Below are 20,173 nucleotides of genomic sequence, written 5' to 3'. Positions count from 1 at the left end.
AATCATGTATCCCCTCATACATTACTATTAGCTAGTAAAAACCTATGGGGGGATTTACGTGAATAATGGTTACTCACCTACGTCTTCTAATCAACAAAATGTTTCTGTAGAACATGACATTATTATGCGTGGCAGGCGTATAATTGATATTACCGGTGTGAAGCAGGTAGAGAGTTTTGATAGCGAAGAGTTTTTGCTAGAGACCGTAATGGGTTTTTTAACGATTCGTGGTCAAAATTTACAAATGAAAAATTTAGATGTAGAAAAAGGTATTGTGTCGATTAAAGGGAAAGTTAATGAGATGCTGTATATTGATGAAAATCAAGGGGAAAAAACTAAAGGTTTCTTTAGTAAGTTGTTTAAATGAGTCTAACAATTCAGTTGTATACAATGCTTTCAATGATTGGAATGGGTGCTTGGATTGGAGCGTCTTTAGATACATATCAACGTTTTTTAAAGCGCCAAGAACGTAAACGTTGGCTTGTATTTATACAAGATATATTATTTTGGATTGTCCAAGCATTATTCGTCTTTTATGTATTGCTTCTCGTAAATGAAGCTGAACTACGTATATATGTGTTTTTGGCATTGTTATGTGGTTTTGCGGCATATCAAAGCTTACTGAAAGCACTATACATGAAGCTGTTAAATTTTCTCATCTATATTTTTATGCAAACAACATATTTTTTTGTTCGAATTATACAGCTACTCATGATAAAACCTGTTATTATTATAGCGCAGCTATTTATTGCATTTATATTATTCTTATTTCGTATACTGCTTTCAATTGGACATGTGTTATGGAAAATTGTGATTTGGATATTACTTTTCATATGGAAAGTTTTTTTCTGGCCTGTTCGATTTATTGCTTCGCTCATATGGAAACTTCTCCCTAATCGTGTTAAACTTTTTATAGTGAAACATATAGGGTTCCTGCAATATATAGCAAAATTGAAGGGACATATCTTCCAAATATGGGAGCGTATAAAAAAGAAGTTAGGGGGACCTCGGAAATGAGGGAACTGAGACAAAGAACAATCGAAAAACAGAGTCCAAATCCTGTTAAAGAGCATATAATACAAACGGATGAGAACAGGAAGCGACTTTATCGCCGTTTAGCGGTTTTTCTTGTCTTTACTTTTACAATTATTGCGAGTATTAGTGTAACGTTTTATCAACAAAACAGTTCCATTAAAGCAAAAGAAGCAAAAGTTAAGGACATGAAAAAAGAACTGGATTCATTAACGAATAAAGAAAAAAGTCTAAAAGACGAAGTTCAAAAGTTAAATGATGAAGAGTACGTATTAAAGATTGCTAGAAGGGATTATTTCTTCTCTGGTAAAGGGGAGATAATTTTTCCTGTTTCGAAGTAGAGTATGTCTTATTGACACTATATTTTAGGATTATATATAATAAAGTAAAATTTGACTTTTTAACCACTAAGGAGGAGCATTTTTTTTATGTCAATCGAGGTAGGCAGCAAGTTACAGGGTAAAGTAACAGGTATTACAAATTTTGGGGCTTTTGTGGAGCTGCCAGAAGGCTTAACTGGTCTTGTTCATATTAGTGAAGTTGCTGATAACTATGTAAAAGATATTAACGATCACTTAAAAGTGGGCGACCAAGTAGAAGTAAAAGTTATTAATGTTGAAAAAGATGGAAAGATTGGTTTATCTATCAAAAAAGCGAAAGAACGTGAAAAAACAGAAGGAGATCGTCCACGTGGTGAATACCAACGCGGTGGTGATCAACAACGTTCTGGACGTCCACAACGTAATAATCGCTCTTTCAACAGAGATAATCGTGGTGGCGGTAACGACCGAGCTCCAAAAGAAACATTTGAGCAAAAGATGGCACGCTTCTTAAAGGATAGCGAAGATCGTTTAACTTCTTTAAAGCGTAACACAGAGTCTAAACGTGGTGGCCGTGGCGCACGTCGCGGATAATAAGGCCGTTTAGTTTTTAACATATAGAGAGGTACCCAGAGTGATGGCTCAGGGTGCTTTTTTATATGTGAAAATATATTTTAAAAAAGTTTTCAAGATGTGTTGACTTTAAATAATATCTGATGTAAGATACTAATTGTCCGTTAAATACGACGACATGGCGGTGTAGCTCAGCTGGCTAGAGCGTACGGTTCATACCCGTGAGGTCGGGGGTTCGATCCCCTCCGCCGCTATATTTATTTTAACGGCCCGTTGGTCAAGTGGTTAAGACACCGCCCTTTCACGGCGGTAACACGGGTTCGAATCCCGTACGGGTCATCTAAAAAGATCATGCAAATTTGCATGATCTTTTTTTGTTAAATGGATTAAGACATACAACACTTCTACAAAATCACCCTATATTTTCTGAATATTTAATTAAAAAATCAAGGATAACTTACATACCGTGTATATCTGTAGAGTTATTTCGAATAAAAAGTCGAACGATTATAAAAGTGAAAACTGTTGTTTTGACAAAAATCCCAACAATCATCTTTTATAATGACAGTAATTAAACTATGCAGGTGGTGTTAAAAATATGCCTAAAGCAGGAAGGAATACTATGAATACAAGTGCATTGGCAATGAATGAGAGTCAGCTTGGAGGAATAAAGTGGACGAGTAAGTTGCGAATGAAATTCGAACAAGTTTTCTTTAGATGGGGATTTATTATTGTTGTTATTGGTTTTCTTTTGGGAAGAGCATATATATTAACAAATATTTTACCGTTTGCACTACCGTTTTTTGCTGCTGTTTATGTTATGAAGCGGGATAAGATGCCGCTAGCATTTTTAGCTCTAATGGGAGGAGCTCTTTCAGTCTCGATAGATAATTTGTTTTTTACTTTTGCATCTATCTTTACTTTCTTCATTTATAATATCTTCTTTAGTAGATTTACACGTAAAACCGTTGGACTTGTTCCATTTCAAGTATTTATCTCCGCATTAACCGCACACTTAGTTGTTGTATATTTTGCGCAACAAACTGTCACCATGTACGATTTACTCGTTAGTACCATTGAGGCTGGGCTTAGTTTCGTATTAACTATGATATTTTTACAAAGTGTCCCGCTTTTAGTGGAAAGGAAAGGAAAGCAACAGGCGTTAGAGACGGAAGAAATTGTTTGTTTGATTATATTACTAGCATCTGTTTTAACGGGTACAACAGATTGGTTTGTATATGATGCTTCTATTCAACATATTTTTACAAGGTATTTAGTACTAGTATTTGCATTTATTGCGGGTGCTGCTACAGGATCTACAGTGGGGGTCGTAACAGGATTGATATTAAGTTTAGCAAATGTGTCTAGTTTGTCTCAGCTTAGCCTTCTCGCTTTTTCTGGATTACTTGGTGGGTTGTTAAAAGAAGGGAAGCGTTTAGGTGTTAGTTTAGGTTTATTAATAGGGACAAGCTTAATTACATTATATGTAGACAAGCAGACAAATATTGTAACAACTTTAATTGAGTCAGGTGTAGCGATTGCTATCTTCTTATTAACGCCAAAGCTTGTTTTGGATCGTATTGCTAAATTTATGCCAGGTACACAAGAGCATTCGCAAGATCAACAACAATATTTAAGAAGGATGCGTGATGTTACAGCGAACAAAATCAACCAATTCGCAAATGTATTTGCTGCTTTATCTAATAGTTTTTCTGTATATGGGTATGTAGAGGAAGAAGATAAAGAGACAGAAGCAGATTTGTTTTTGAGTACAATTACTGCGAAAACATGTCAAACGTGCTTTAAAAAGGATCAATGCTGGGTAGTGAATTTCGATAAAACGTACGATTATATGAAACAAATAATGAATGAAACGGAAGAAGGAACCCTGCAACATAATCGTAAATTAGTTCGTGAGTGGGATAAGCATTGTGTGAGAGGGAAAAAAGTGACGGATTTAGTAGCGGGTGAATTAGATCACTTCTATGAGGGGCAAAAATTGCGAAAACAAATGAAGGAAAATCGTAGAATAGTAGCGGAGCAACTATTAGGTGTATCAAAGGTTATGGAAGATTTTGCTAAGGAGATACAACGAGAGCGTGAAAATCATCAAGTGCAGGAAGAGCAGATTATGCAAGCGTTCCGTGATTTTGGTGTCGAAGTAGAGCATGTTGATATTTATTGTTTAGATAGAGGAAGTATTGATATTGAAATGTTGATTCCAGTTGCATCTAATGAACATGGTGAATGTGAAAAGTTAGTTGCACCGATGCTTTCGGATATCCTTAAAGAAAATATTGTCGTTAAACATGAAGAAAAGTCTTCTTATCCGAATGGCCACAGTTTAATATCATTTGGTTCGGCGAAGACGTATTCTCTTGATACAGGATTGGCTACAGCCGCAAAAGGCGGTGGGTTTGTTTCGGGTGACTCTTATGCGATGATGGATTTAAGTGTTGGTAAATACGCACTTGCGATTAGTGATGGTATGGGTAATGGGCAAAGAGCTCATATGGAAAGTAAGGAAACGGTGAAATTATTACAAAAAATACTCCAATCAGGTATTGATGAAGAAATAGCTATTAAGTCTATCAATTCAATTCTTTCTTTGAGAACGACAGAAGAGATGTTTACAACATTAGATTTAGCTATGGTAGATTTGCGGGATGCGAGTGCTAGGTTTTTAAAGATTGGATCAACCCCGAGTTTTGTTAAACGCGCGAATAATATTTTGAAAATTGAAGCAAGTAATTTGCCGATGGGAATCATCGAAGATGTTGAAGTTGATGTGGTGGGTGAACAATTAAAAACGGGCGATATCCTTATTATGATGAGCGATGGGATTTTTGAGGGCGCGCAGCATGTAGAGAATCATGAATTATGGATGAAGCGGAAAATTAAAGAATTGCAAACCGAAGACCCGCAAGAAATTGCTGATATCATTATGGAAGAAGTGATTCGCTCTTGTGATGGTTATATAAATGATGATATGACTATTGTGGTGGCAAAAGTGAAGAAAAATATGCCGAAGTGGGCTACGATTCCGATTGTAGGAATGCAGGCGCAGTAAAATATAAGTGGAATGTTTATCTATAATTTGATTTTAAAAACCTAGGTGAATACCTAGGTTTTTTTGTGGGAAAAGGTAATGTTATTGATTTTATGAATATACACGGAGGATGTAAGATAAAAATGTAATTTTTGTATATCTTTTTTTTGCACAATGTTTGTAAAAGTTGTACCATTATAGACAAGGTAACTAACGTTGCTGTTCTTGTTTAATGAAAGGTGATTGCGAAGTTGAAAGATACATTTGTTGAAAAAGTAGATGACTTTGTAAAGCAGCATGATGTATTAAAGAATGATTCAACAATTGTTGTGGGAGTTTCTGGTGGTCCTGACTCGTTAGCCCTTTTATATTATTTATTAGAAAAAAGAGCGGAAAAACAGTTGGAAATTGTAGTAGCTCATGTAGATCATATGTTTAGAGGTGATGAATCTCATGAGGATTTACAGTTTGTGCAGGACCTTTGTGAAGAACTAGGAATTATTTGTGAAACGATAAGGATTAATGTATCACAATATCAACAGCAATACGGAATGAATGCACAGGTTGCTGCTAGAGAATGCAGATATGCATTTTTGGAAAGAATAATGAAGAAATATGATGCAAGATATGTTGCTCTTGGACATCATGGAGATGATCAAGTCGAGACAATTTTAATGCGTCTTGTAAGAGGGAGTACTCCGAAAGGATATGCAGGAATTGCAGTGAAGCGTCCTTTTCATAATGGATATTTAATTAGGCCGTTACTTGGGGTAACGAAGGAAGAAATTGTTGATTACTGTAATAAGCTAAATTTAATTCCACGTATAGATCCGAGTAATAAAAAGGAAGTATATACAAGGAATCGATTACGTAAATATGTCCTTCCTCACTTAAAAGAAGAAAATCCACAAATGCATGAGAAATTCCAAAAATTTAGCGTGCAGATGCAAGAGGATGAGGCTTATTTGCAGGAATTAGCTTTTGAGAAAATGAATAAAGTAATTACAAAAAAAAGTGATAAACAAATTAGCTTATCAATTCCTGCCTTTGAATCCATGTCTATGCCTTTACAAAGAAGAGGGATTCAACTAATATTAAACTATCTTTATGAATATAAGATTCCATCTTCTCTTTCTTCTATACATATTGACAAGGTGATTGAGTTTTTTAAGCGGACACAACCTTCAGGTTCACTTGATTTTCCAGGTGATTTGAAAATTGTTCGCACATACGAGGAGTGTAGCTTTAGATTTAAACAAGAAATTGTCTCTCCTTTTTTGCAAGATTTATCAGTACCCGGGACCATTACACTATTGAACGGGGATGAATTTGTAACAGAGGTGAGCGAAGATATACCAAGTAACATGAATGAAACAGTATTTGTTGCTAAGTATAATGATATATCATATCCACTTCGTATTCGTTCTAGGGAAAATGGAGATCGCATGTCAATACAAGGTATGGATGGCACGAAAAAGATAAAAGCTATTTTTATCGAAGCGAAAGTACCAAAAGAAAAAAGAGAAGAATGGCCGGTCGTTTGTGATGCAAGTGGGAACATTATTTGGGTACCCTTGTTGAAGCGATCTGCATTTGCAATTTCGAAAGAGATGGCAAAGAAGGGTAAATATATGATTATTCACTACAAAAGCAAGGAGTCTTCCGGGAGGATAATGAAATGATGAATCAAGATATCGAAAAAGTATTAATTTCTGAAGAACAAATACAAGAAAAGGTGCGCGAACTAGGTGCAGTTATTGCAGAGGATTATAAAAACACAGTACCTCTTGCAATTGGTGTATTAAAAGGCGCAATGCCATTTATGGCAGATTTATTAAAGAGAACAGATACATATCTTGAAATGGATTTTATGGCTGTATCTAGTTATGGTCACTCTACAGTTTCAACAGGCGAAGTGAAAATTTTAAAAGATCTTGATACTTCTGTAGAAGGTCGCGATATTTTAATCGTCGAAGATATTATTGATAGTGGTCTTACACTAAGCTACTTAGTAGACTTATTCAAATATCGTAAAGCGAAGTCTGTAAAAATTGTTACATTATTAGATAAGCCAACAGGCCGTAAGGTTGATCTGAAAGCGGATTATGTTGGATTTACTGTTCCACATGAATTTGTAGTAGGATATGGATTAGATTATAAAGAGCAGTACCGTAATCTTCCTTATGTAGGCGTATTAAAACCAAGCGTTTACTCAAATTAATTAAATACAGGCTTTACAATTGTATAGGAAAGTTTTTCTATGTTACGATTTACTATAGTGTTTATGCCGTGAGAGGAGGTTAGGAATGAATCGTATCTTCCGTAATACCATCTTTTATTTACTGATATTCTTAGTAGTAATTGGAATCGTGAGCTATTTTAATGGTTCGACACAAAAAACGACATCAGTTAGCTACGACAAATTCATTACTAAACTAGAAAGCGGTGAAGTGCGTAATGTGCAACTTCAACCGAAAAATGGTGTATTTGAGGTAAAAGGACAATTCAATAACTCTAGCCAAGGAGAACAATTTGTTACTTATGCACCAAATACTGAGGAATTACAAAAGAAAATCAATGATAAAGCGAAAGGTGCCGAAGTTAAGTATCAACCAGCAGAAGAAACAAGTGCTTGGGTAACATTCTTTACTTCAATCATTCCGTTTGTCATCATCTTCATTTTATTCTTCTTCTTATTAAACCAGGCTCAAGGCGGCGGTAGCCGTGTTATGAACTTCGGGAAAAGTAAGGCGAAGTTATATAATGATGAAAAGAAAAAAGTTCGTTTCAGAGATGTTGCTGGGGCGGATGAAGAGAAACAAGAACTTGTCGAGGTAGTTGAATTCTTAAAAGACCCTCGTAAGTTTTCTGAAGTTGGTGCCCGTATTCCGAAGGGTGTCCTATTAGTTGGACCTCCAGGTACAGGTAAAACTTTATTAGCACGTGCTGTTGCAGGTGAGGCTGGCGTTCCATTCTTCTCTATCAGTGGTTCTGACTTTGTAGAGATGTTTGTCGGTGTCGGTGCATCACGTGTACGTGATTTATTTGAAAATGCAAAGAAAAATGCTCCTTGTATCATTTTCATTGATGAAATTGATGCAGTAGGTCGTCAACGTGGCGCAGGTCTTGGTGGTGGTCATGATGAGCGTGAGCAAACATTGAACCAGTTACTTGTTGAAATGGATGGATTCGGTGCAAACGAAGGTATTATTATCATTGCTGCGACAAACCGTCCAGACATTCTTGACCCAGCGTTATTACGTCCAGGTCGTTTTGACCGTCAAATTACAGTAGATCGTCCAGATGTAAATGGCCGTGAAGCTGTACTGAAAGTACATGCGCGTAATAAACCGCTTGATGAGCATATTAATTTAAGAGCAATTGCGACTCGTACACCAGGATTCTCTGGTGCGGATCTTGAAAACTTATTAAACGAAGCTGCTTTAGTAGCTGCACGTCGAGATAAGAAGAAGATTGATATGAGTGATATCGATGAAGCAACGGATCGTGTTATTGCAGGTCCAGCTAAGAAAAGTCGTGTTATCTCTGAAAAAGAACGTAATATCGTTGCTTTCCATGAAGCAGGCCATACTGTAATTGGTGTTGTTCTTGATGAAGCTGATGTCGTTCATAAAGTAACAATTGTCCCTCGTGGTCAGGCTGGTGGATATGCGGTAATGCTTCCGAAGGAAGATCGTTACTTCATGACAAAGCCAGAGTTACTTGATAAAATCACTGGTTTACTTGGTGGTCGAGTAGCTGAGGAGATTGTATTTGGTGAAGCAAGTACAGGTGCTCACAACGATTTCCAACGTGCAACTGGTATTGCAAGACGTATGGTTACGGAATTCGGTATGAGTGATAAGCTTGGACCGATGCAATTTGGTAGCTCACAAGGTGGTCAGGTATTCTTAGGAAGAGACTTCCATTCAGAACAAAACTACAGTGATGCAATCGCACATGAAATTGATGTGGAAATGCAAACAATTATTAAAGAATGTTATGCTCGTGCGAAACATATTCTTACTGAAAAACGAGATAAGCTTGATATTATCGCGAAAACGTTACTTGAAGTAGAAACATTAGACGCAGAGCAAATTAATCATTTATATGATTATGGCAGATTACCTGAGCGTCCAACATCTTCAGATGATGTGAAAGTAAACATCAATATGAAGAAAGACGATGAAGATAAAGAAGATAAGTAAGAAATGAAGGAGTGACTATCGTCACTCCTTTTTTGTTTGTTAAGATTTTTGTTAATTACTATTAAGGGCTTAGTGGATAAAGTAATTTAAGTAAAACTAGTATTAAAAATTGAAATAGAGAGCAATCTTTTTGTAAAATGATGAGGATAGGAAAGCTGATTATATAAGTATGTGTGATATGATGTTTTTATAAGTTTTATACATACTACACAAATATAGATTAAATAAGATAAGTGGTGAGAATATGATTTTTGTATTGGATGTAGGGAACACAAATGCTGTACTAGGCGTGTTTGAAGAGGGGGAACTTCGTCAGCATTGGCGCATGGAAACAGATCGTCATAAGACAGAAGATGAATATGGAATGCTTGTAAAACAGTTACTTGATCATGAGGGTCTTTCGTTTGAAGATGTGAAAGGTATTATTGTGTCTTCAGTCGTACCACCAATTATGTTCGCTTTAGAACGTATGTGTGAAAAATATTTTAAAATTAAACCGCTTGTAGTAGGGCCTGGAATAAAAACGGGGCTAAATATTAAATATGAAAATCCACGTGAAGTAGGCGCAGATCGAATTGTAAATGCAGTAGCGGGAATCCAATTGTATGGAAGTCCACTTATTATTGTTGATTTTGGTACGGCTACTACATATTGTTATATTAATGAAGAAAAGCATTATATGGGTGGAGTTATTACGCCAGGAATTATGATTTCAGCAGAGGCTTTATATAGTAGGGCAGCAAAACTTCCTCGTATTGAAATTACAAAACCGAGCAGTGTTGTTGGGAAGAATACAGTAAGTGCGATGCAATCAGGTATTCTTTATGGTTATGTAGGACAAGTGGAAGGTATTGTTAAGCGTATGAAAGAAGAAGCTAAACAAGAACCGAAAGTTATTGCAACAGGTGGATTGGCGAAATTAATTTCAGAAGAATCGAATGTAATTGATATTGTAGATCCATTTTTAACGTTAAAAGGCTTGTATATGTTATATGAGCGTAATGCAAATTTACAGCATGAGAAAGGTGAATAAATAAGTATGAAAGATTATTTAGTAAAAGCGTTAGCGTTTGATGGAGAAGTACGTGCGTATAGTGTACGTACAACAAATACAGTAAGTGAGGCACAAAGACGTCATGATACATGGAGGACAGCTTCGGCGGCACTTGGTCGTTCTTTAACTGCAGGTACAATGATGGGTGCGATGTTAAAAGGTGATCAAAAGTTAACGATTAAGGTAGAAGGTAATGGTCCGATTGGCCCTATCTTAGTAGATGCTCATGCAAATGGGGATGTACGTGGCTACGTAACGAATCCACATGTTGATTTTGAAGGAACGGAACAAGGGAAATTACGTGTATATCAAGCGGTAGGTACAGAAGGGTTTGTAACAGTAATTAAAGATATTGGTATGCGTGAGCCGTTTATCGGTCAATCTCCAATCGTTTCGGGAGAACTAGGGGAAGATTTCACGTATTATTTCGCAGTTTCTGAGCAGACGCCTTCTTCTGTTGGTGTGGGTGTACTTGTAAATGGAGATGACAGCGTATTAGCGGCGGGTGGATTTATCCTTCAAATTATGCCGGGCGCACAGGAAGAAACAATTTCATTCATTGAAGATCGTTTGCAAAAAATCCCGCCTGTATCAACATTGATCGAACAAGGTCTTTCTCCAGAAGAGCTACTATATGCAGTCCTTGGAGAAGATAAAGTAAAAGTATTAGAAACAATGGATGTTCAATTTAATTGTACGTGCTCACGTGAACGTATTGAGAGTGTGTTAATTAGTTTAGGTAAAACAGAGTTAGAGCAAATTCGTGAAGAAGAAGAAGAAACAGAAGTTCATTGTCATTTCTGTAATGAACGATACAAGTTCTCTAAAGAAGATATTACAAATTTAATTGAGAATTTGTAATAAGGGGATTAACCCTCCGAATAGATTGACAAACAGGGAATTTTCTGACAAAATCTAAATATAGATAAAACCAATAAAAATACTCGGTGTTAGGAGTGACAGGAATGCGAGTGGCACAATCAGTTTCAGAATTAATCGGGAAAACGCCGATCGTTAAGTTGAACCGCATCGTAGAATCAGACAGCGCAGATATATACTTAAAACTAGAATTTATGAATCCAGGGAGTAGCGTTAAAGATCGTATTGCACTAGCTATGATTGAAGATGCTGAAAAAAAGGGATTGTTAAAAGAGGGCGATACAATCATTGAGCCAACAAGTGGTAACACAGGGATTGGTTTAGCGATGGTAGCGGCTGCTAAAGGATATAATGCAATTTTAGTAATGCCAGAAACAATGAGTATTGAGCGTCGTAATTTATTACGTGCTTACGGTGCTGAATTAGTATTGACTCCAGGTCCTGAAGGGATGGGTGGAGCAATTCGTAAAGCGACTGAATTAGCGAAAGAGCATGGCTACTTTATACCACAACAGTTCAAAAACCAATCAAATCCAGAAATTCACCGTTTAACAACAGGTCCAGAAATTATTGAACAAATGGGCGACCAATTAGATGCGTTTATTGCAGGTATTGGTACAGGTGGAACGATTACTGGTGCTGGTGAAGTGCTGAAGGAAGCGTATAAAGATATTAAAATTTATGCAGTAGAACCTGCAGATTCACCAGTATTATCTGGTGGGAAACCAGGTCCACATAAAATCCAAGGAATTGGGGCGGGATTTGTTCCGGAGACGTTGGATGTAGAAGTATATGATGAAATTATTCAAGTGAAAACAGAGCAAGCATTTGAATATGCGAGAAGAGTGGCTAAAGAGGAAGGTATTTTAGTTGGTATCTCTTCAGGCGCAGTTATTTATGCAGCAACAGAAGTTGCGAAAAAGTTAGGTAAAGGAAAAAAGGTACTTGTTATTATCCCGAGTAATGGTGAACGTTATTTAAGTACACCACTTTATCAATTTGAATCATAATTAAATGCGATTGAAAAAGCATCCTTGAAAAAGGATGCTTTTTCTTTTTGGATTGGAAATAGGAAAAGAGTGAATGACTAGAAAACTTCATGTAAAATAAGAGGTAGTATAATTAAATTATTTTCACTAGCCTTCGAGTATAATCAATCTCTATATAAATAACTTATGTAGTTGGAGCTGGTTCATCTAAGAGGGTGGGATAAAAGAAGACGGGGTGTTGATATGCAACGAAGAAAATCTTTAGCGCTTTCTATTCCATATCAGTTAGATTTCTTTAAGCAATATAAATTTCTTTCTCAGGATAAGCCGCAACATATTTTGCTGGAAAGTGGACGTGGCGGTCGTTATAACATAGTGGGTTTAAACCCGGTAGCGGTAATCCAAGGGAAGGGTGAAAAGTTACATATAAGTGAAAGCGGTAAGGAAACAATAAAAAGAGGGAATCCATTAGATTTAATGCAAGAATATATGGAGAAATGGAAAACAGACTACAATCCAGAGTACCCGCCTTTTCAAGGTGGTGCAATTGGCTACTTTAGTTATGATTGTATCCGTTATATCGAAAAACTCCCTTCTCTTGCAGAGGATGATCTGAATATACCCGATATATACTTTTTATTATTTGACGATGTGTTTGTCTATGATCAAAAAGAAAAGCTATTGTGGATTATTACACATTATGTAGATAAGCATGCAGAAGCAGAAGAACGTTTAAATGAATGGAAGGATCTTTGGGTGGCAGAAGTGCCTGAAGTGACTATGCCGTTTGAACGTCCTAAAAAGAAAAATGAAGCGGTTGCCTTTACAGAAACAGGCTTTATGAAGGCAGTTGAATGTATTCAAGAATATATTGGGGCGGGTGATGTGTTCCAAGTAAACTTGTCGACGAGACAAGAAAGAACTTTACAAACGCATCCACTAGAAATTTATACAAGTCTTCGTGAAATTAATCCATCTCCATATATGGGTTACCTGGAGCTTGGGGATTTTCAAATTGTTAGTGGATCGCCAGAGTTGTTAATTAAGAAACAAGGAACTGAAGTAAGTACAAGACCAATTGCTGGAACGAGATCTAGAGGCGCGGATGAGCAAGAGGATGAAGAATTAGCAAGAGAATTAATTGAGAACGAAAAAGAAAGAGCAGAGCATGTAATGCTTGTGGATTTAGAAAGAAATGATTTAGGGCGTGTTTGTAAATATGGCACTGTAGAAGTAGATGAATTTATGGTAATTGAGAAATACTCACATGTTATGCATATTGTTTCTAATGTGCGTGGTGAGGTGGAAGAAGATAAAGATGCTTTTGATTTAGTGAAGGCTGTATTCCCTGGTGGAACAATTACTGGTGCCCCGAAAATACGTACAATGGAAATTATTGAGGAATTAGAACCTGTTCGCCGAGGGATTTATACAGGTTCAATCGGTTGGATTGGTTATTCTGGAGATACAGAATTGAATATTGTAATTAGAACACTTCTTGCTAAAGATGGAAAAGCTCATGTACAAGCGGGGGCGGGAATTGTAATTGATTCAAATCCGGAAAATGAATATAAAGAGTCGTTAAAAAAGGCGATTGCTTTATGGCGTGCAAAAGAACGTAGCGAAGAAACGGTTAGGTGAGAGAAATGATATTAATGATTGATAATTATGATTCTTTTACATTTAATTTAGTGCAGTTTCTTGGAGAACTTGGACAAGAGCTCGTTGTTAAACGTAACGATGAAGTGACGATTTCAGATATCGAGAATATGAAACCAGATTTTCTAATGATTTCTCCAGGTCCATGTAGTCCTAATGAAGCGGGGATTAGTATGGAAGTTATTAAATACTTCGCGGGGAAGATTCCGATTTTTGGAGTTTGTTTAGGGCATCAATCTATTGCACAAGTGTTTGGTGGAGAGGTTGTTCGTGCAGAGCGATTAATGCATGGGAAAACTTCGCTTATGCATCATGATGGAAAGACGATTTTTTCGGATATTCCTAATCCATTTACTGCGACGCGCTATCATTCCCTTATTGTTAAGAAAGAGACGTTACCAGATTGCTTAGAGGTAACATCTTGGACAGAGGAAGGGGAAATTATGGCACTTCGTCATAAGACATTGCCGATAGAGGGTGTGCAATTCCATCCGGAATCTATTATGACTTCTCATGGGAAAGAGTTATTGCAGAATTTCATTCGTAAATACAGTCCAAGTGCGACATTATGTTAATTTACGTAAATGGTCAGTATGTAGAAGCAAGTGAAGCGAGAATTTCTCCTTATGATCATGGTTATTTATATGGTCTTGGAGTTTTTGAAACGTTTCGTATTTATAATGGTCATCCTTTCTTATTGGATGATCATTATGACCGTTTAATAGAGGCGCTGGATACATTGCAAATTAAATGGACAATGACAAAAAATGATGTGATGCTTATTTTGAAAGATTTACTCGCTAAGAATGAATTGAAGCATGCATATGTACGTTTTAATGTATCGGCAGGTATAGATGAAATAGGATTACAAACGGAAATATACGAAGAGCCTTCGGTTATTGTTTTTATAAAACCTTTAACAGCTCCAGGAGATGTAGTAGAAAAAGAAGGTGTTATTTTAAAACAAGTGCGAAATACACCGGAAGGGACATTTCGCCTGAAGTCTCATCACTATTTAAATAATATTTTAGGTAAGCGTGAAATTGGAAATGTTGTGAGCAAGGAAGGTATTTTCCTTACTGAAGCAGGTTATATTGCAGAGGGTATTGTTTCGAATCTATTTTTTGTGAAAAGTGATGTTTTATATACACCTTCGTTAGAGACAGGTATTTTAAATGGTATCACTCGTGCGTTTATTATAAAGAGTGCTGAAGAATTAAATATAGAAGTAAAGGAAGGTTTCTTTACAAAAGATGAGCTACTTTCAGCGGATGAAGTCTTCGTAACAAACTCCATTCAAGAAATTGTTCCGCTTTATCGTATAGAAGCGCAGGATTTCCCGGGTAAAGTAGGAGTGGTTACAAAAAGTTTAATGTACCTTTATGGAATGCAAAGAGAGAAATTATGGAGCAGAAATGAATTACGAAGAGGAGATGTGTAGTTTGAAGTGGGATTATGATTTACGCTGCGGCGAATATACATTGAATTTAAATGAAAAGACATTAATTATGGGGATTTTAAATGTAACACCAGATTCGTTTTCTGATGGTGGGAGTTACAACGAGGTAGATGCTGCGGTACGTCACGCAAAAGAAATGCAAGGTGAAGGTGCTCATATTATTGATATTGGTGGCGAATCTACTCGCCCAGGTTTTGCTAAAGTATCAGTAGAAGAAGAAATAAAGCGAGTCGTCCCGATGATTCAAGCAGTTTCAAAAGAAGTAAAATTACCTATATCTATCGATACATATAAAGCTGAAGTTGCAAAGCAAGCAATTGAGGCTGGTGCTCATATTATTAATGATATTTGGGGGGCGAAGGCGGAGCCGAAAATTGCTGAAGTCGCAGCCCATTATGATGTACCCATCATTTTAATGCATAACCGTGATAATATGAATTATCGTAATTTAATGGCGGATATGATTGCTGATTTGTATGACAGTATTAAAATTGCTAAAAATGCTGGTGTGCGAGATGAGAATATTATTTTAGATCCAGGTATCGGTTTTGCTAAAACACCAGAGCAGAACTTAGAGGCGATGCGTAATTTAGAACAGTTAAATGTGCTAGGTTATCCGGTTCTCTTAGGTACTTCGAGAAAGTCCTTTATTGGGCACGTATTAGATTTGCCAGTAGAGGAACGCCTTGAGGGAACGGGAGCTACTGTTTGTCTTGGTATTGAAAAGGGCTGTGAGTTTGTTCGTGTCCATGATGTGAAAGAAATGGCGCGTATGGCTAAAATGATGGATGCGATGATTGGTAAGGGGGTAAGGTAATTGGATAAAATTTATATCCACGATATGGAATTTTATGGTTATCATGGTGTGTTTCCAGAGGAGAATAGATTAGGTCAGAGATTTAAAGTTGACTTAACGGTGGAGTTGGATTTAAAGCGTGCAGGGGAAAGTGATGACTTAGAGCATTCGGTCAATTATGGAGAGCTTTTCGAATTATGTAGAAAAGTTGTTGAGGATAGAAAGTATAAGCTTGTGGAGAGTATCGCTGAAAATATTGCTGCAGATATATTAAAGCAATATAAAAGTATTTCACGGTGTACAATTAAGGTGATTAAACCAGATCCGCCGATACCGGGCCATTATCGCGCTGTAGCAGTAGAAATTACGAGAGAACGTCCATGAATAATATAGCGTACATTGCATTAGGGTCAAATATTGGAGAGCGTTATACGTATTTAACTGAAGCCATTCAGTTTTTAAATAAAAGTCCGTATATTCAAGTTGATGATGTTTCGTCAGTGTATGAAACTGATCCAGTTGGCTATACTGACCAAAGTTGTTTTTTAAATTTAGTTATAAAAATTTCTACCAATTTATCACCGCAAGAATTATTGAAAGTAACACAAAAAGTAGAAAATGACCTAGGAAGAAAAAGGGAAATTAGGTGGGGGCCGAGGACTATCGACCTTGACATTTTACTTTATAATCAAGAGAATATTGAAGCAGAGAATCTTATTGTTCCGCATCCGCGGATGTTCGAAAGAGCTTTTGTTATCGTTCCGTTGTTAGAGATTAATCAAGATATAAAACAAAACATTTCACGTTCACAAGTAGAAGAAATGAAAAGGCGAGAGGGAGTAACGGTATGGAAGCAGAAAAATGGGGAAGACGCATTCGTGCTTTTCGAAAGCTAAAAGGCTACACGCAAGAAGGTTTTGCTAAAGAATTAGGGGTATCAGTATCTGTTTTAGGTGAAGTTGAGAGAGGGAATCGATCGCCTTCTCAAGATTTTGTAGTAGAAGTTGCTAAGGCGTTAAATGTTTCGATAGATGAATTAATGCCAAAGTGACTGTGCAGGAAGGAGTAGGTTGATTGTTAAAGATTGCAAATATTGAGATGAAAAATCCGGTTGTATTAGCACCGATGGCGGGAGTGTGTAACTCTGCATTCCGTTTAACAGTTAAAGAATTTGGTGCAGGTTTAGTTTGTGCTGAAATGGTAAGTGATAAGGCAATATTACTGAATAACAAAAGAACATTAGATATGTTATATATTGATGAGAGAGAAAAACCATTAAGTTTACAAATTTTCGGTGGAGAGAAAGAAACGCTTGTAGATGCTGCGAAATACGTAGATAAATATACGACAGCAGACATTATTGATATTAATATGGGTTGCCCAGTACCGAAAATCGTTAAATGTGATGCGGGGGCAAGGTGGCTTCTAGATCCAAATAAAATATACGAAATGGTAGCAGCGGTTGTAGATGCTGTTGAAAAGCCGGTTACGGTTAAAATGCGTATCGGTTGGGATGAAGAACATATTTTCGCAATAGAAAATGCTAGAGCTGTTGAGCGTGCTGGCGGACAAGCTGTGGCGGTTCACGGACGTACGCGAGTGCAAATGTATGAAGGGAAAGCAGATTGGGATATCATTAAACAAGTAAAGCAAGCTGTGAATATCCCGGTTATCGGAAATGGTGATGTCGAAACACCGCAAGATGCGAAGCGTATGCTTGATGAGATTGGTGTAGATGGTGTTATGATTGGTCGTGCAGCTCTTGGGGATCCATGGATGATTTATCGTACGGTAAAGTATTTAGAGACAGGTGAATTAATGCCGGAACCAACAGTCCGTGAGAAAATTGATGTATGTATGTTGCATCTAGATCGTCTTATCGATTTAAAGAACGAAAATGTTGCTGTAAGAGAGATGAGAAAGCATGCGGCTTGGTATTTAAAAGGTGTTCGTGGTAATGCGAGTGTGCGTAATGGTATCAATACTTGCAACACGCGTGAAGACCTTGCGAATGTATTAGGTGCATTTGTAGAAGAAGTAGAGGCGAAACAACAAACAATTTACGTTGGTTAATAAGGAGGACGGAGAAGATTGACATTCTTCTACACACTTCCTATAATTACGTGAAAGAAAGAAGAACTGCCAGTTAGTTGCTGGCAGTTTTTCTAGTTGAGTAGAAAATGCTATACTGTATATATTGTAAAAATTAATAGAGCTGGAGTGATATCAATATCATGGATAACATGAACCACGAAGAATTAAACGACCAATTGCTTGTTCGTCGTGAAAAGCTACATAATTTACGTGAGCAAGGAATCGATCCGTTCGGTAAACGATTTGAACGCACAAATTCAACAACCGACTTAGTAAGTCTATATGGAGAATTCTCTAAAGAAGAATTAGAAGAGAAGGAAATCACGGTTTCTATCGCTGGTCGTATTATGACAAAACGCGGTAAAGGAAAAGCTGGATTCGCACACATTCAAGATTTACACGGACAAGTTCAAATTTACGTTCGTAAAGATACTGTTGGAGATGAAGAGTACGAGTTATTTACGACAGCAGATTTAGGTGACTTAGTAGGTATTGAAGGTAAAGTGTTCAAAACAAACGTTGGAGAACTTTCAGTAAAAGCAACAGGATTTACGCTTTTAACGAAATCTCTTCGTCCATTACCGGATAAATACCATGGATTAAAAGATGTTGAACAACGATACCGTCAACGTTACTTAGACTTAATTACAAGTATGGAAAGTCGTGAAACATTTGTTACTCGTAGTAAAATCATTCGTGAAATGAGAAGATATTTAGATGACAACGGTTATCTTGAAGTAGAAACGCCTATGATGCACGCGATTGCGGGTGGAGCATCTGCTCGTCCTTTCACTACGCATCATAATGCGTTAGATATGGAATTATATATGCGTATCGCAATTGAACTTCATTTAAAGCGTCTTATTGTGGGCGGATTAGAAAAAGTTTATGAGATCGGCCGTGTATTCCGTAATGAGGGTGTATCAACTCGTCATAATCCTGAGTTTACGATGATTGAATTATATGAAGCGTACGCTGATTATAATGATATTATGAAACTAACAGAAAATATGGTTGCTCATATTGCGAAAAAAGTATTGGGTACAACAACGATCCAATATGGTGATTATGAAATTAATCTAGAACCAGAATGGACACGTCTTCATATGGTAGATGCAATTAAGCAACACTCTGGAGCGGATTTCTGGACGCCGATGAGTGTAGAAGAAGCGCGTGAGCTTGCAAAAGAACATAATGTAGAAATTAAGGATACAATGGAAGTTGGTCATATCATTAATGAGTTCTTCGAGCAAAAAGTAGAAGATAAATTAATTCAACCAACATTTATTTACGGTCATCCGGTAGAAATTTCGCCACTTGCGAAAAAGAATGACGAAGATCCACGATTCACAGATCGTTTCGAGTTATTTATCGTTGCACGTGAACATGCAAATGCATTCACTGAGTTAAACGATCCAATTGATCAAAAAGAACGTTTTGAAGCTCAATTAAAAGAGCGTGAGCAAGGTAATGACGAAGCTCACATGATGGATGATGATTATATCGAAGCTCTTGAGTACGGTATGCCTCCTACGGGTGGATTAGGAATCGGTATTGATCGTCTAGTTATGTTATTAACAAATGCACCATCTATTCGTGATGTATTATTATTCCCTGCTATGCGTCATAAACAAGACTAAGCTTTGGAGATTTCTCCAAAGCTTTTTTATTTGAGTATGAGTTGCGTGGGTATAATAGATCTTGATGATGCGAGAAATTATATTTATATAGAAGAAATGTGCTGTTTTTATACTTTTTTACTAAGTTAAAAATTTTATTAGAAAAACTATTGCATTTTAATAATTAAACTGGTATATTTATATCCGTTGCCACGAAAGGTAACAAGCAAAACAAACGAAAAACAACTTATTGAAAAAAGTTGTTGACGAAAATATAACAAAATGTTATATTGATAAAGTCGCTTGTGAGCGACAACGTAGTTCTTTGAAAACTGAACGAAACAAACAACGTGAAACGTCAATTTTTATTTTTAGATGCTAGACAAACTAACTTTATTGGAGAGTTTGATCCTGGCTCAGGATGAACGCTGGCGGCGTGCCT

General features: G+C 36.8%; 20 protein-coding genes and 2 tRNA genes. All 22 read left to right on the top strand.

Annotated elements, in window-relative coordinates:
• The first annotated feature begins 58 nt into the window (after nucleotides 1-58).
• The 22 genes from yabP (at nucleotide 59) to lysS (ending at nucleotide 19,752) form a co-directional block, all read left to right on the top strand.
• Nucleotides 59-367 (top strand): sporulation protein YabP, encoded by a 309-nt coding sequence (yabP, locus tag H6481_RS24060; RefSeq protein WP_001059104.1) that lies wholly within the window; start codon nucleotides 59-61, stop codon nucleotides 365-367.
• Nucleotides 364-1,017 (top strand): spore cortex biosynthesis protein YabQ, encoded by a 654-nt coding sequence (gene yabQ / locus H6481_RS24055; protein WP_000059781.1) that lies wholly within the window; start codon nucleotides 364-366, stop codon nucleotides 1,015-1,017. Before yabP ends, yabQ begins: the two co-directional genes overlap by 4 nt.
• A complete protein-coding gene (gene divIC / locus H6481_RS24050) occupies nucleotides 1,014-1,373 on the top strand; it encodes a cell division protein DivIC (protein WP_001208739.1) in 360 nt (119 codons plus the stop codon). Before yabQ ends, divIC begins: the two co-directional genes overlap by 4 nt.
• A gap of 87 nt (nucleotides 1,374-1,460) precedes the next feature.
• A complete protein-coding gene (locus tag H6481_RS24045; protein ID WP_000021451.1) occupies nucleotides 1,461-1,946 on the top strand; it encodes a S1 domain-containing RNA-binding protein in 486 nt (161 codons plus the stop codon).
• Nucleotides 1,947-2,105: 159 nt separating this feature from the next.
• Nucleotides 2,106-2,179: transfer RNA gene (locus H6481_RS24040), tRNA-Met, on the top strand.
• 13 nt (nucleotides 2,180-2,192) lie between these two features.
• A tRNA-Glu gene (locus H6481_RS24035) sits at nucleotides 2,193-2,264 on the top strand.
• Between the two features lie 259 nt (nucleotides 2,265-2,523).
• Nucleotides 2,524-4,995, top strand: coding sequence for a stage II sporulation protein E (spoIIE, locus tag H6481_RS24030; protein ID WP_001123550.1), 2,472 nt, complete (start codon nucleotides 2,524-2,526; stop codon nucleotides 4,993-4,995).
• Between the two features lie 230 nt (nucleotides 4,996-5,225).
• Entirely contained in the window at nucleotides 5,226-6,656 is a 1,431-nt protein-coding gene (tilS, locus tag H6481_RS24025) for a tRNA lysidine(34) synthetase TilS (RefSeq protein ID WP_000655457.1), read from the top strand.
• Nucleotides 6,653-7,195 (top strand): hypoxanthine phosphoribosyltransferase, encoded by a 543-nt coding sequence (hpt, locus tag H6481_RS24020; RefSeq protein ID WP_000981846.1) that lies wholly within the window; start codon nucleotides 6,653-6,655, stop codon nucleotides 7,193-7,195. Before tilS ends, hpt begins: the two co-directional genes overlap by 4 nt.
• An 85-nt stretch (nucleotides 7,196-7,280) precedes the next feature.
• A complete protein-coding gene (gene ftsH / locus H6481_RS24015) occupies nucleotides 7,281-9,182 on the top strand; it encodes an ATP-dependent zinc metalloprotease FtsH (RefSeq protein ID WP_001079669.1) in 1,902 nt (633 codons plus the stop codon).
• Nucleotides 9,183-9,426: 244 nt separating this feature from the next.
• Nucleotides 9,427-10,215, top strand: coding sequence for a type III pantothenate kinase (locus H6481_RS24010; RefSeq protein WP_000578365.1), 789 nt, complete (start codon nucleotides 9,427-9,429; stop codon nucleotides 10,213-10,215).
• A gap of 6 nt (nucleotides 10,216-10,221) precedes the next feature.
• Nucleotides 10,222-11,097, top strand: a complete 876-nt coding sequence (hslO, locus tag H6481_RS24005) for a redox-regulated molecular chaperone HslO (RefSeq protein ID WP_000656367.1) — start codon at nucleotides 10,222-10,224, stop codon at nucleotides 11,095-11,097.
• Nucleotides 11,098-11,201: 104 nt separating this feature from the next.
• Nucleotides 11,202-12,125 carry a cysteine synthase A gene (gene cysK / locus H6481_RS24000; protein WP_001261712.1) on the top strand — a complete coding sequence of 308 codons (924 nt, stop codon included), beginning with the start codon at nucleotides 11,202-11,204 and terminating at the stop codon, nucleotides 12,123-12,125.
• Nucleotides 12,126-12,347: 222 nt separating this feature from the next.
• Nucleotides 12,348-13,745, top strand: a complete 1,398-nt coding sequence (pabB, locus tag H6481_RS23995) for an aminodeoxychorismate synthase component I (RefSeq protein ID WP_016513294.1) — start codon at nucleotides 12,348-12,350, stop codon at nucleotides 13,743-13,745.
• A 5-nt stretch (nucleotides 13,746-13,750) separates the two neighbouring features.
• Nucleotides 13,751-14,338, top strand: a complete 588-nt coding sequence (gene pabA, locus H6481_RS23990; protein WP_000602297.1) for an aminodeoxychorismate/anthranilate synthase component II — start codon at nucleotides 13,751-13,753, stop codon at nucleotides 14,336-14,338.
• Nucleotides 14,332-15,204 (top strand): aminodeoxychorismate lyase, encoded by an 873-nt coding sequence (gene pabC, locus H6481_RS23985; protein ID WP_000909882.1) that lies wholly within the window; start codon nucleotides 14,332-14,334, stop codon nucleotides 15,202-15,204. The genes pabA and pabC overlap by 7 nt, the downstream gene beginning before the upstream one ends.
• Nucleotides 15,179-16,039, top strand: a complete 861-nt coding sequence (folP, locus tag H6481_RS23980; RefSeq protein ID WP_002103948.1) for a dihydropteroate synthase — start codon at nucleotides 15,179-15,181, stop codon at nucleotides 16,037-16,039. Before pabC ends, folP begins: the two co-directional genes overlap by 26 nt.
• Entirely contained in the window at nucleotides 16,040-16,402 is a 363-nt protein-coding gene (gene folB, locus H6481_RS23975) for a dihydroneopterin aldolase (RefSeq protein ID WP_000358070.1), read from the top strand.
• A complete protein-coding gene (folK, locus tag H6481_RS23970) occupies nucleotides 16,399-16,914 on the top strand; it encodes a 2-amino-4-hydroxy-6-hydroxymethyldihydropteridine diphosphokinase (protein WP_001059456.1) in 516 nt (171 codons plus the stop codon). Before folB ends, folK begins: the two co-directional genes overlap by 4 nt.
• The gene (locus tag H6481_RS23965) at nucleotides 16,866-17,069 is read left to right on the top strand and encodes a helix-turn-helix transcriptional regulator (RefSeq protein ID WP_000387030.1); all 204 of its coding nucleotides are present in this window, start codon (nucleotides 16,866-16,868) and stop codon (nucleotides 17,067-17,069) included. Before folK ends, H6481_RS23965 begins: the two co-directional genes overlap by 49 nt.
• Nucleotides 17,070-17,092: 23 nt before the next feature.
• Nucleotides 17,093-18,091 (top strand): tRNA dihydrouridine synthase DusB, encoded by a 999-nt coding sequence (gene dusB, locus H6481_RS23960; protein WP_000912249.1) that lies wholly within the window; start codon nucleotides 17,093-17,095, stop codon nucleotides 18,089-18,091.
• Nucleotides 18,092-18,252: 161 nt separating this feature from the next.
• Nucleotides 18,253-19,752, top strand: a complete 1,500-nt coding sequence (gene lysS, locus H6481_RS23955; RefSeq protein ID WP_000369686.1) for a lysine--tRNA ligase — start codon at nucleotides 18,253-18,255, stop codon at nucleotides 19,750-19,752.
• Nucleotides 19,753-20,173 lie beyond the last annotated feature (421 nt).

The organism is Bacillus sp. ME78 (genome assembly GCF_903970865.1).
GTDB lineage: Bacteria > Bacillota > Bacilli > Bacillales > Bacillaceae_G > Bacillus_A > Bacillus_A cereus.
The sequence above is the reverse complement of the archived record's forward strand: the minus strand, read 5'-3'. Positions and strand labels throughout refer to the sequence as shown.